The sequence below is a fragment of the Sinomicrobium soli genome (assembly GCF_003285545.1).
In the GTDB taxonomy this organism is placed as follows: domain Bacteria; phylum Bacteroidota; class Bacteroidia; order Flavobacteriales; family Flavobacteriaceae; genus Sinomicrobium.
In genome coordinates this window covers 167,752-180,019 of record NZ_QLNV01000005.1, presented here as the reverse complement: position 1 = coordinate 180,019, position 12,268 = coordinate 167,752, and the positions used below count along the sequence as shown (strand labels likewise).

The following is a 12,268-nucleotide window of genomic DNA, read 5'->3' as shown; positions in this document are numbered from 1 at the left end:
ATAACCTAATACCTAATCGTAAACCGCAGGAAATACCCGCTTTCCCCGCCGGCGGCCAGGCCAGGTTGCCCAGGCCGGTTGCCCGAACTGCCTTCCGCTACGATAAACTTGGTATTCATCGTATTTATCCCCCCGTTGCCCGCGGGTTTCTCCAATGATACGGGAATACCGCGGCGTACGGCATAGGCCAGTTGTGCAGCCCACAGCCCGCACATGCCCGGGTCGAGGCTATCCAGGTAGGCCGCTTGCTGGGCATTCAGGTCAAACCGCTGTGGCAGGTAGGTATGGAGCCCCTGTTCCACCAGGGTGGCCTCTGCATTGCGGACCGGTCCGGAAGCCCCGGTAAGATCAGCCTGCCATTCAGCTACCCCCGCTGCGGTAAACGCATACTTCATACATTTTTTTTCCATAATACTATTTGTTTAGATGATGTTAACGGCCAGGCACCCTGCCCGGCAACGGCGCAAAAGTATGCGTACTGCATATTGATAATCAAGGATTTATTTTATTCACTAAGGATGAATGTAGTAAGGCCGGGATGGATGGGTAATTGTTTAATGGTTATCTATGAATGCCTCCGTTAGTCCCGGTTACCGGCGGGTGTATACAACTGCCAGAAAGGAAGGCGTCTCCTGATAACCATCGGAAGTTGAGGGGTCTATTTGACACTCGTCAAAATCCGGAAAAAATTGAACGGGAAAAATAAATCACTGTGTAATCTTTGAAAAAAAACTGCAAGGTTCATAAGCCTTCTCTATCCGAAGGCAATACCTCCTCATACCACTCCAAAAATCCCGCCGTCCGCCTGTTGCTTACCCGTACCTCCTCCCCTTTCCGTGGGGCATCCAGTACCACAAACACCCCTTTATCCGTTTTGCGCAGCTCGCTGATGATACCGCGGTTGACGATCAGTGACCGGTGTACCATATAGTAGTGGTAACCGCGTACTTCTTCCATAATTTCGGTCAGCGTACGGAAATCCACGCCAGTCTGGCCGTCAAAGCCCACGACGCCGGTCTTGTTTTTCTGCAGGCCTGGTTCAAACAGGGCAACACTGTCCTTGATCTGCTCGCCATAGGGGATAACCACTACACCGGGACGAAGTTTGGATGCCGCGGCTTTATCCACCTTTCGTTTCCGGGTCAGGTTCCAGTGCCTTACAATCTCTACGGCCTGCAGGCGGTAGTACACCCAAAGCAGAAAGTTAAAACCGGAAAGTAGCAGCAGCACAAAGGGAAAATCTTCCGCGAGGTAGCGCCAGAACAACTCCGCCCGGTGGCGGATCACAAAGTAGAAGGCGTAGAAGATCAGCACGGAAAAGCCGGGAACGGCGATACCGTGCCACAACTGCCACCCCACCCGCTTTAAGGGCCGGGGAAACCAGGTGGCATACCACGGATGTTTCCGGTCCAGCATACAGGTACGCTCTACGATATAGCGTATCATCAGCCAGGCCGCGAGTATGCTGGGGATGGCGGCTACCCAAAACGCCCGCATCCCCACGGCCGTCCGGAAATCATAGCCCGAGGCATACAGTACCATAAAGATCCCCACAAAAAAAGCCAGCGGCGGCCCAAGGTATTTTTCATGGTACCGTACCGGATAGGGCAGGTAAAAACGGTAGGGTTTCCGGGTGAGTTGATAGTGTATCGTTTGAAAGAATGGTTTGGTCCTGTCTTTAAACTTATTCATGGGGTTAAATAAAAGTTTTGGAGTTGGGAGTTTTGGAGTTCCCGGGTCCAATGAAGTTACGCCAGTGGTTGTTTCCACTTTGCTTAAATAAGCGCCAGTCCTGGACGCCCGATTGCCAGCAGATATGTAAATTCCATAAGGAAAGCGTCATCGCCATGCCGAGCCCTTTGGCTGGGCTCAGGACAGGCTAAAGCGAGGGGGCGGCGATCTCCCCAAAAATATGCGCAGACCATTTGGGGTATGCTTCCAGCCTCCATGAGATTGCCACACCCGAAGGGCTGGCAATGACGTATACTTGCTATGGTTTTGAGAAACATCCTAACCAGGCCAAAGAACAGCCGGTTAAAACATCCCGGGATCGCCCGGGTTTATTTGCTGTCTAGCTGGCGTTGTAAAAAGGCAACCTTCTCCTTCTCAGCTTCGAGCAGGCGTTCATAGAGGTTTTTGATTTCTTCTTTTGCCTTTAATAGTTCTTCAAGGGGGTTTAGATTATACGTATTATTAAAACCGAAATGACCAACACTTTGGTCCCGGGTATGAAATATCATAGCCCCCATCGCACTCTCATCCATTTCCTTAAACCGTTCCAGCTTCACACCCATTGGTTCCAGCAAGCGCAACAATACTTCATCCGATAATTCCGCTTTACCTTCCATATCGGAAACATCCTGTTGCTTAAAACCGGCCGATTCTCCCAATTGGGCCTGGGTCAGTTTAAACAGACCCCGCAGTAATGCTATCCGGCGGCCATAATGAGGTGCTGTTGTATTCATCTTTTTTAGTTTTTGAACGCGTGTTCTCATTACAAATATAGGTTTATGTTTATAAATAAGTCATCTATTGTTCTACTTCTTTGTGCTGCTGTTTGTTTACATACGCTCCGTATACCGTGCGTAGCTACGGTGATACGGTCTAAAAAAAACCGGCATTGCTGTCGGAATACCGGTTCCGTTTTGTCGTAATTATCCTTTAAGCAGATCGAACAGTGCCCCATTAATGTATAAAGTTTCTTTCCACACTTTCCTGGAGGAGAAGACACCAATCTGCTCCAGGCCCTTCAAATATTTCGTTGCCGTAACCCTGGATACGCCCATCCGTTCTGTAACAAATTCGATTTTGCTGTAGGGTTGTTCAAAGATCAATTCCAGCAACTCCTTATAATAAAGTTTCGCTGCCCTGGTCTTGATGAGCTCCTGTGTTTCTGCAAACAACACCCAATCTTCCCATTTATCGCCCGTTCGTGCCTCCTGTAGGAGCCGATAGTAGTCGTTCTTATTCCGGATGATGTAATCGCTAAGGTAAAGTACCGGGCTATCCCCCGGGCAGATAATGCCTGATAGAGTTTGTCGTGCGTGGTAACCAAATTTTCAATCTCCGAACTTGTCCGGGCTTTTCCTTCAGGATCACCGCATTCAACAGTATTGACGGGTTAGGCAATGTATGGGCCAGACCCTTCAGTTCTGCCAACGCGATTGCCCACCTGGTCACCTGCCTCAATACAGGCACCGTCTCCAGTGCAGAATGGGCTACCGGTAATGGCGGCAATGTATTGCAGGGCATATCCTTAATTAAATGGCTCATGTCCTCATGTAAAGTTTTTATATATGAATACCATATCATGTAAACATAATACAGTTTTCTTTGTGTGACGTAATTATCGTGAAAACTTTCTTTCGTTGACCTATTCTAAAAACACCCCGGACAATACCGTAATAACAACAACCAATACCAGGACAAGCGCTGAACTCGTCTTGAGTTGTTCTATTACCTACAAAATCATCATTTTGTTGCCGGCGCGCCATCTGGCCCCTTCTCTAAAAAGGTACACTATACCTTTTCTTAACGCTCGGTCCTATAAAAAGCACGGGGCGTTAAAATGCCGAACGATGGCCCCGTGCTACATCAAAAGAAGGATAGCTAACTCAAATAACGTAAATCAAACATGGGAACAAGGTTTGGTTTTGGTCTTGATTCTTTTGATGTGTATCATATACATATTCGATTTCCTGTTTCTATCGCATTTTAACAAAGGGTTAGTACTATCATACTCCGAAGGCCTGGTGAATTCCAGCCCGGAGATTACCAAAGCTCCGCCGGCAATGACACTTTTAGCCCCGGCCCGGATATTTTTTCCAAACCTGCTAAATTATTCCAGTGCCACCACAAACTCTACTTCCTGCGGAACCAGGCATTGCTCATCCGTACAAGCCATAAAGGTGACGCTGCCTTTCAGGGTGGCGGTACCCATACCTTGTTTTTCCAATTTTTGCACAAAGCTCACCTGTTCTGCATAGTAGCGGGTATCTACCATGAATACGTCTTCGTATTTTTCGATAAGGGAACCTTCCTCGTCGGGCTTGCCTTTAAGCACCACATCCGGGTTATCCTCAAAGGTCAATATAGTGGGAACCGGCCCGCCTTCGTCGGTGTATTGCGAATAGATATGCCAGGGGTCGTCCAAGGTTGCGGTGGCGTAAACCTCGTAGATGTTGTCTCCTGTTTTTTTAGCCGTGAATTTCCAGTGTACCGGATCTAAGACCTGAGCGGAAAGGGAAAAAACGCCTGCCATAAGGCTTAGAAAGGTCAATATTGCTTTTCTCGTGTTCATTTTACATTGTTTTAAATAATGTGGAGAGTCCGTTTTTTTACGGTTGCTACTTCCTATACGTATAAAAAAGGAAAATCCCGTAAAAATTTTGAAAGCTATAACCTGCCCGTCCGGCAGACGGGTGAATATTTAGCAAAAATAGCCAATACCCCCCGATAGTTGTCGATGCCATATATACAAATCCAAACCAATGGCTTGTAATTCTGCATCAATGCCCCTGAATGGCATCCGGTTTCCGATAATAAATGGCTTCGGCCACGTGGGGTGTTTCTATGGTATCGCTACCGGCCAGGTCGGCTATGGTGCGACTTACCTTAAGAATACGGTCATAGGCTCTTGCAGAAAGCTGGTATCGCTCCATATGCTTATAGAGCAGGCGTTTTCCTGCCTCTTTGAGTTTACATATTTCGTGGACCAATTTGCCGCTCATTCCGGCATTGGTGCTTATGTGAGGATGATCGGAAAAACGCTTTTGTTGTATGGCCCTGGCCTGCAGCACTTTTTTGCGCATCTCCCGGGACGACAGTCCTGTTTCCATATTTTCCATCTCGTAAAAGGGAACCGGTTTTACCGCTAACTGTATGTCTATACGATCGAGCAGTGGCCCGGAGACCTTGTTCATAAAACGGTCTATGTGGGCCGCAGGGCCTGTATAAGGGTTCATGGCCGCCACCAGCATAAAATCGGCCGGGAAAACCAGGCTCATTTTGGCACGGCTGATACTCACCTTGCATTCTTCCAGTGGCTGCCGCATAACATCGAGTACCGACCGACGAAACTCTGACAACTCATCGAGAAAGAGCACCCCGTTATGCGCCAGGGATATTTCACCAGGCTGCGGTATACTGCCTCCTCCTACCAGGGCTACATTACTGATCGTATGGTGAGGTGCACGGAACGGGCGCTGTGCTACAAGTCCCCCGGTACACCCGGGCAGGTTAGCAATGCTGTGCACACGGGTGGTTTCGAGTGATTCCTTCATGGTAAGCGGGGGCAGGATCGTAGGAAGGCGATTGGCCAGCATCGTTTTTCCCGCTCCCGGCGGACCGATAAGTAATACATTATGCCCCCCGGCGGCAGCTACCTGTAGCGCCCTTTTCGCCGTTTCCTGGCCCTTGATGTCCTGGTAGTCCACCTCATAACGGTCGTGCCGCTCCAGGAAGTCTTCTCTGGTATACACGGTTACAGGCTCTGCCGCTATGGAAGGGTTGTTAAAGAAATCGACGGCTTCCTCCAGGTTTTTCAGGCCGTATACCTTCAGCTTGTTGACCATCCCGGCTTCACACTCATTTTCCCGGGCCACGAGCATGCCCTCCATGCTATCGGCCCGTGCACGGATGGCCATGGGAAGGGTGCCCCGAACGGGTAGAATGGTGCCATCCAATGCAAGTTCGCCCATGATCACGTGGCTGGCCAAGCGATGCGGATACTTGAGCTGGCCTGATGCGGCCAGTATACACAGGGCAATAGGGAGATCAAAGCCTGCGCCTGTTTTCTTTACGTCTGCCGGAGCGAGATTGATTACCATCCGGTACCGCGGCATATGCAAACCTATGGTGCGAATAGCCGTTTCTACCCGTTGCAAACTCTCCTTTACGGCATTGTCAGGCAAGCCAACCATGCTGTAGCCGACTCCCCTGCAAATGCTTACTTCTATGGTAATGGGGAAGGCATCCACTCCGTGTAATGCACTTCCGAATGTTTTTACCAGTGTCATCTTTAGTTGCTTTAATGTAAAGAGCGCTTATAAAAACTTTTACCCCCGAAGCAATAATAACTCACTACAAACGACTTCGGTAACAAAGTACCTTCGGCCCTCATCGTCTTCCCAGGAACGGTTAGTTAGTTTACCCGATACAGCCACTTCCTTGCCTTTGCCCAGATATTTTTCCACGATGTTGGTCAGTCTTTCCCTGACAATTACCTGGTGCCAATAGGTGCGCTCTACTTTTTCGCCTTCTTTATTCTTATAGCCGTCATCGATAGCCATAAGGAACCGGGCGATCTTGCTCCCGTTATCAAAACTAAAAATCTCGGGCTCCTGCCCTAATCTTCCAATCAACTGTACTTTGTTTTTAATGGCGTTCATAATACTACATTTTTAATGTTAAACAGTTAATACTCCCGAATTTAGAAATATCCGGCAGTACAAACTTATAACGCCAATATTCAATTAGCCGGTAGTTAACCACTTGCTTTCGTTTATATTTGTTTGCAAATAATTATACACGTTTGTTATCGGCGATAACCTGCCCACCATACAGCAAATGGCCCGTTTGCTGGGCGTAAATCAGCAGCGCCTAAAAACCGATTTCAAAGCGTACTTCGACAAAACCATCAACGAATACGTCAACGAACTCCGGATGGAAAAAGCGCGGGAGCTCCTCCAAAATACCGATCTCACCAATATAGCTATCGCCGAGCAGCTCGGATTTGAATCGAAATCGGGTTTTTACCGGGCTTTTCGTAAACATTTTGGCTGTACTCCCAAGGAGTATCGCGAACAGCAGTAGTTATGCAGGTTGCTACCGGAAAATACCAGGCATGTAATATGAGAAATTTCCGATTAGCTACTGTTTAAGCGATAGTTTTTTCCGATCAGCGACCTAAATACTTCGTTTAGGCCACCTTGGAAACCTCCTAATATGCAGAACTTTACCATAGTCAAAAAGGAGAAAAGAAATGATGAAAATGAAAAGAATTTTGACATCCGGGGAATTCCCCGCCGAAGCACAGGGGTAAAATCCCGTACACCATTTTACCCCGTATGCTTCGTAAGAAAAGAAACTAACCAACCATTTACTATAGCAGTTTTGGCGTTAGGAGTTGTGCGAAAGCCCGGATAGGTTTAGCGTTTTGCCGGCAACCATGACCCCTGACCCCGAAACGATAAAAACAACCTTTTAATTCGCCCCAAAAGATGAAAAATGCTGTTTTAACCCTACCTCGTTTTGTGCTCAGGAAAAGAAATATCATCCTGGAAACCATTTGTTACCTGTTTATATTCCTGTTCCTGTATGCCGCATTCAGCAAACTGATGGATGTACAGAAATTCCAGGTACAGATGTCCAAATCTCCGTTGATTACACAGTTTGCCGGATTATTGGCCTGGGGTGTTCCTATCCTGGAAATTATCGTAGCCATATTCCTTTTTGTACCACGTTTGCGCCTTACAGGACTCTATGCTTCGTTTTCATTGATGTTAGCCTTCACAGGTTACATCTTTATCATACAGAATTTCAGTCCGTATGTACCTTGTTCCTGCGGGGGCATCCTCAGCAGCATGGGCTGGACCGAACACTTTTTCTTTAATATAGGTTTTACCCTGCTGGCTGTGTTTGGGATATTCCTGTACAACAGGGAGCAATCTCATGCACATTCCTATGCTTTGGCATAAGTAATTTATATACGAAGGTCTCCCTAATAACCCAGTAACTCGTTAACCCAATAACCGAATACCCCTAATTATGAAAAAAACTGATAAAAAATCTATGATCCTTTTAAGCCTGTGTACTTTAGGTATGTTATTAGTATTAGTAGGCCTATATGCTATCTCTCCCTTAAATAACCGTGAAATATACAGAGGTAGTTTCTCCAGGGATTTTACCCCTGAGAACACCATTATCCAAAAAGCTATATTGGATTTGGGGGTAAATTCTTATTATATCTCCGGACTCACAGAGGATGAAGTTTATCTTAGTAACTATACTGCCATACGTCATTTGCTAAGGATGAATATTTCCCTCAAAGACACCCAACATATACAATTAAAAATTAAAGGATTGGACAGTGTTGTACGTTCGCAACAATTTCGAACCAAAATAGAGCCTCCCTACTTTTATATGGCACATGGTATTGCCCCTGCTTTATTACGAGGTAAAGTAGACCAGTGGGAAGCTCATCGCTTTATGCCTGACAGCATATATTTTACTTCTGCAGTTCCTATAGATTCTAATGCATTTGCTGTACGATATTACAGTAAAACCCAAGACTCTTATGAACTAGGGGTAGAAACAGCAGAGAGTCCATATTTCAGATATAACCATAATCTATTGCAAAAACAAGCGGAAGGCTTTTTTAGTGTAGACGGCATGCTCCATTACAGCAAAGATCTAGATAAAATAATTTATTTGTATAAGTATCGTAACGAATATATGTTAATGGATAAAAAACTGAATCTTCTGAAAAGATACAATACGTTAGATACCATTAGCCAAGCCAATGTACAGGTAAAAAAGGTTAACTCTGAAAATTCTTTTGAGCTTACCTCCCAACCTGCCCTAACCCAAAGGATGAGTTCTGTATCTGGTAAATATCTTTATATCAATTCGGGGGTACTTGCTCAAAATGAGGATGAGGATCAATTTACAAAAAATAGTGTTGTTGATGTTTACGATTTAACCAAAGGAGAATATTTGCTCAGTTTTTATCTACCTCCTTACAAAAACAAAGGAATCTCCGATTTTAAAATCATTAACAACAAGCTAATAACCATTCAAGACCAATATCTTATCTCTTATGATATTCTAAATAGTTCTCTTTTTCAAAATTATACATTAAACAACTGAATAAAAAATACAATGATATACACAATTTTTTACCGGTAAAAGACCAGGACTAAGCTGAACACCTGGATAATCCAAAGTAAGCACCATGTTTAATCTTAAAACTTATTCATTATGAAAATTCAAAAAGTAATTATGGGAAGCCTAGTATTGGTTTTTGCTGTAGGTAGTGCCGTTGCTTCTACCTACTTCACTACTCCGGTTTATGTTAAGGCTTCAAATGACGGCCCAAGTGACTGTGTGGCATTGGATGCCACTTGTAACGATCAGACTCAAAATCCGTGTAAAGTTATTGTTGATACGGAATTGCAAGGGGAGCAAACTTCCAGTGTAACTTACCTAGAAGCCGGATGTATTACACCACTATTTCACAATGGAGAGCCAATACCCGCTTCTCCGGTAAATCCATCTATAACAATTTTTGAGTTGTTAGAGGTCGAATAAATTCTGTAATTTTGGTCTAATAACAAAAGAGGAGGTTGTCTAAAAAGGCAGCCTCTTTTTTTTGTTATATGTCTGTGTTTGTAAATTTAAGCATGAGCCGAAAAGTCACCTGGAAGATCTACGACCAAGGGCAGTTGAGCCTGCTTCCGCCCAGTTATGATGACCTAGTTCCTCAGAACCATCCTGTACGTATTGTCAACACGATTTTGGACTCGGTAGACTTGAGCAACCTGGAAAAGACCTATCGTGGAGGCGGTACATCGAGCTATCATCCCAAAGTATTGCTAAAAATTTTAGTGTATGCCTATTTGCGCAACCTGTATTCTTCGCGTAAAATAGAGCAGGCCCTACATGAAAACATCCATTTTATATGGCTCAGTGGCGGAGCCAAACCTGACCACAATACCATCAGTAACTTCCGCAGTGGCAAGCTAAAGGACAAGTTCAAGAAGATCTTCAACCAAGTAGTGGTACTTTTGGCTGAACAGGGCTATTTAAGTCTGAAGGAGCTCTATGTGGACGGGACCAAGATCGAGGCCAATGCCAACCGTTACACCTTTGTATGGGCCAAGAGCATCAAGACCTCCCGCGAGCGTATTGAAAAACAGCTCAGGGAACTGTGGAGCTATGTGGAAAAAGTCTATGCTGATGAGGAACAGCTGCCCAACACTCCGGAGTTCGAGGCTATCGATCCTAAGAAGGTATCGGCTACCGTTGATCAGATCAACCAGGCTTTGGAAGGCAAAGCGGTAGACAAAAAGGTCAAGCAAAAACTGAGCTATGCCAAGAAGAACTGGCCTGATAAGATCGCCAAATACAACGATCAACAAAAGAAGTTAGGGCATCGTGGGAGCATGAGTAAGACCGACCCCGGGGCCACGTTTATGCGGATGAAGGAAGACCACATGAAAAACGGGCAGCTCAAGCCCGGTTACAACCTACAGGCCTCGACCAACAACCAGTTTATCGTGAACTACACCCTGGCCCAGACCACGGCCGACACCTCCACCTTGATAGACCATATAGAAGATGTTGAACAAAGCTATGACCAAACCCCGGAAAGCTTAACGGCCGATGCCGGCTATGGAAGCCAGGAAAACTACCAGGCTCTGGAGGATAAGGATATTGATGCCTATGTCAAGTACAACTACTTCCATAAGGAACAAAGGCAGGCCAAAGAAAAAGTGGACAAAGCTCCGTTCCACCCTGACAAGCTCTATTACAACAAAGAAACCGATACCTATTACTGTCCTATGGGACAAGCCATGGAGCATGTTGGCCAGCGTAAAAAAAAGACGGCCAATGGCTACCTGCAAATCTACGACCTCTACCGGGCCAAAAACTGTAGGGGTTGCCCTCTAAGGGGCTTATGTCATAAAACCAAAGGCAACCGGACCATCCAGAGAAAACATGAGCTAATACGGTTAAAGGCCAAGGCCAAAGCACTGTTGCTCTCAGAACAGGGCATTGCCCACCGAAAAAGGAGGTGCTGGGAGGTGGAGGCTGTCTTTGGGAATATAAAGCAGAATATGGGCTTCAAGCGCTTTATGCTCAGAGGACTGGATAAAGTGGAAACCGAAATAGGGCTTGTGGCTATGGCACACAATCTTAAAAAGGTTGGGTTAAGGGCGTAATCCCACAACTTCTATTAACTCATTAACTTTTTAACACGCAACTCTTGCACCTTGTAGGTTGAAAGCAAGAAAATAGCCTAAATATAAAAAGACCGCCTAAAACTTTTTAGACGGCCTCCTCTAAATTTTTCTACTCCGACAATTATTATAATGACTAATCAATAGGTTTCCCTTTTCGCATTTTATCTAACATGTCTTGATATTCTTGCGTTTTCTTAATATTATTAGCAACCAAAACAAGTGCTTTTTCCTGATATGTTATAGCCTTTTCATTATAGCCCATTTTATATAGTAGTCCGGCATAAGTATGATAGGTATATTTTTGGTATTGTTTTTCGTGTAGAGTAGTCTCACTCCATTTTAATGCTTTTTCTAACTCTTCTCTTTTTTTACTTTTTGTAAGTACTTCCCAAGCATTATTATTTTCATCAATTATCGTTCTATTATTATATTTTTCTGAATATTCTACAAAAGGAGCCACCCATCCTATAGTATCATTTAATATACTTTCGTAATAATACATGGCCCCCAAAAGCATAACACTGTCTGCCGCTTTAGGTGCAAACTCTTTTACCAGGTATTCATCTCTTACATTATTCCAATAAAACTTATCTTTTTCAAAGTTTACTTTTCCTTTATAACGATTACGTTTTTGTTTTTCATTTAACCAAACTGCCCTATTTGCCACCACCTCAAACAAATTACACATAGCACGTTTTTTTTGTAAACCATATCCCATCGTTCTATCTATCTTTAAATATGGTTGATCGGGAGGGTAGATATGAAGGGCATTTCCTATTAGGCGCAAAGCCTCCTTCTTATTTCCTTTTTTAGCCAAAATATAAGCATACGTCACAGCTAAATGTTTTCCCATTAGGGTGTCAGGTTCCTTCTCCAATGCCATTTTTGTCCATTTTACAGCATCAGGCTCCAAACCGATATCTTCCCTGATTACAATACCCGCAAAATGTGTCAACTGTTCAGGTTTCCACGTCTGCCCATAGGTATTTGCCAAATAGGCTAATTCCTTTAGTCTGTTTTTTTCATCACCTGTCATTAAATAATACTCCGCCTGGGTAAAATGGGTTAAACTATCTACATTCATTTCAGGGTATTTTCTGGTAAATTCCTGACGCACCCAATTCCAATCCGGATTTTCCATATGCTTTTTCACGTATTCGTTCGTCATATCTAGTCCAGGATTAAAGAGCTTATTACTACTTTCTACTCTTACTGGTACTTTCTTTTGTGCCATTCCCATAGCACATATTGATAACATGATGATAAAAACACTAAATTTCTTACTAAAATTTTTCATACTATTT

At 44.6% G+C, this 12,268-nt stretch carries 13 protein-coding genes; 5 read left to right on the top strand and 8 right to left on the bottom strand.

Annotated features, from left to right (window positions below; genetic code table 11):
* Nucleotides 1-5: 5 nt before the first annotated feature.
* From DN748_RS08240 to DN748_RS08210, 7 genes are all read right to left on the bottom strand, one after another.
* Complete coding sequence (locus DN748_RS08240; RefSeq protein ID WP_112371307.1) at nt 6-410, bottom strand: hypothetical protein; 405 nt, start codon at nt 408-410, stop codon at nt 6-8.
* Between the two features lie 331 nt (nt 411-741).
* Nucleotides 742-1,692: a LytTR family transcriptional regulator DNA-binding domain-containing protein gene (locus tag DN748_RS08235; protein ID WP_112371306.1), complete on the bottom strand. Its 951-nt coding sequence runs from the start codon at nt 1,690-1,692 to the stop codon at nt 742-744.
* A 368-nt stretch (nt 1,693-2,060) separates the two neighbouring features.
* Nucleotides 2,061-2,465, bottom strand: a complete 405-nt coding sequence (locus DN748_RS08230) for a helix-turn-helix domain-containing protein (RefSeq protein ID WP_146746576.1) — start codon at nt 2,463-2,465, stop codon at nt 2,061-2,063.
* A gap of 189 nt (nt 2,466-2,654) precedes the next feature.
* Nucleotides 2,655-2,906 (bottom strand): Fic family protein, encoded by a 252-nt coding sequence (locus DN748_RS19225; protein ID WP_201741444.1) that lies wholly within the window; start codon nt 2,904-2,906, stop codon nt 2,655-2,657.
* Between the two features lie 932 nt (nt 2,907-3,838).
* Complete coding sequence (locus DN748_RS08220; RefSeq protein ID WP_112371304.1) at nt 3,839-4,300, bottom strand: protein-disulfide reductase DsbD domain-containing protein; 462 nt, start codon at nt 4,298-4,300, stop codon at nt 3,839-3,841.
* Between the two features lie 208 nt (nt 4,301-4,508).
* Nucleotides 4,509-6,017: a YifB family Mg chelatase-like AAA ATPase gene (locus DN748_RS08215; RefSeq protein WP_112371303.1), complete on the bottom strand. Its 1,509-nt coding sequence runs from the start codon at nt 6,015-6,017 to the stop codon at nt 4,509-4,511.
* A gap of 39 nt (nt 6,018-6,056) precedes the next feature.
* Nucleotides 6,057-6,389 (bottom strand): single-stranded DNA-binding protein, encoded by a 333-nt coding sequence (locus DN748_RS08210; protein ID WP_112371302.1) that lies wholly within the window; start codon nt 6,387-6,389, stop codon nt 6,057-6,059.
* Between the two features lie 187 nt (nt 6,390-6,576).
* Between DN748_RS08210 and DN748_RS08205 the strand changes: the two genes are divergently transcribed.
* From DN748_RS08205 to DN748_RS08180, 5 genes are all read left to right on the top strand, one after another.
* A complete protein-coding gene (locus DN748_RS08205) occupies nt 6,577-6,813 on the top strand; it encodes a helix-turn-helix domain-containing protein (protein ID WP_161554506.1) in 237 nt (78 codons plus the stop codon).
* A 407-nt stretch (nt 6,814-7,220) separates the two neighbouring features.
* Entirely contained in the window at nt 7,221-7,697 is a 477-nt protein-coding gene (locus DN748_RS08195) for a MauE/DoxX family redox-associated membrane protein (RefSeq protein ID WP_201741443.1), read from the top strand.
* A 70-nt stretch (nt 7,698-7,767) separates the two neighbouring features.
* Nucleotides 7,768-8,868, top strand: a complete 1,101-nt coding sequence (locus DN748_RS08190) for a hypothetical protein (protein WP_146746575.1) — start codon at nt 7,768-7,770, stop codon at nt 8,866-8,868.
* Nucleotides 8,869-8,979: 111 nt separating this feature from the next.
* Nucleotides 8,980-9,309, top strand: a complete 330-nt coding sequence (locus tag DN748_RS08185) for a DUF6520 family protein (RefSeq protein WP_112371298.1) — start codon at nt 8,980-8,982, stop codon at nt 9,307-9,309.
* A gap of 92 nt (nt 9,310-9,401) precedes the next feature.
* Nucleotides 9,402-10,943, top strand: a complete 1,542-nt coding sequence (locus DN748_RS08180) for an IS1182 family transposase (protein ID WP_112371429.1) — start codon at nt 9,402-9,404, stop codon at nt 10,941-10,943.
* A gap of 154 nt (nt 10,944-11,097) precedes the next feature.
* Here the strand turns inward: DN748_RS08180 and DN748_RS08175 are convergent, their stop codons facing one another.
* On the bottom strand, nt 11,098-12,261 hold the full coding sequence (locus tag DN748_RS08175) for a hypothetical protein (RefSeq protein WP_112371297.1): 1,164 nt from the start codon (nt 12,259-12,261) through the stop codon (nt 11,098-11,100).
* Between the last annotated feature and the right edge of the window lie 7 nt (nt 12,262-12,268).

Coding starts and splice junctions, on each gene's coding strand:
- DN748_RS08175 (WP_112371297.1), bottom strand. CDS start 12,261: ATGAAAAATTTTAGTAAGAAATTTAGTGTTTTTATCATCATGTTATCA.
- DN748_RS08185 (WP_112371298.1), top strand. CDS start 8,980: ATGAAAATTCAAAAAGTAATTATGGGAAGCCTAGTATTGGTTTTTGCT.
- DN748_RS08195 (WP_201741443.1), top strand. CDS start 7,221: ATGAAAAATGCTGTTTTAACCCTACCTCGTTTTGTGCTCAGGAAAAGA.
- DN748_RS08220 (WP_112371304.1), bottom strand. CDS start 4,300: ATGAACACGAGAAAAGCAATATTGACCTTTCTAAGCCTTATGGCAGGC.
- DN748_RS08215 (WP_112371303.1), bottom strand. CDS start 6,017: ATGACACTGGTAAAAACATTCGGAAGTGCATTACACGGAGTGGATGCC.
- DN748_RS08190 (WP_146746575.1), top strand. CDS start 7,768: ATGAAAAAAACTGATAAAAAATCTATGATCCTTTTAAGCCTGTGTACT.
- DN748_RS08235 (WP_112371306.1), bottom strand. CDS start 1,692: ATGAATAAGTTTAAAGACAGGACCAAACCATTCTTTCAAACGATACAC.
- DN748_RS08240 (WP_112371307.1), bottom strand. CDS start 410: ATGGAAAAAAAATGTATGAAGTATGCGTTTACCGCAGCGGGGGTAGCT.
- DN748_RS08230 (WP_146746576.1), bottom strand. CDS start 2,465: ATGAATACAACAGCACCTCATTATGGCCGCCGGATAGCATTACTGCGG.
- DN748_RS08180 (WP_112371429.1), top strand. CDS start 9,402: ATGAGCCGAAAAGTCACCTGGAAGATCTACGACCAAGGGCAGTTGAGC.
- DN748_RS08210 (WP_112371302.1), bottom strand. CDS start 6,389: ATGAACGCCATTAAAAACAAAGTACAGTTGATTGGAAGATTAGGGCAG.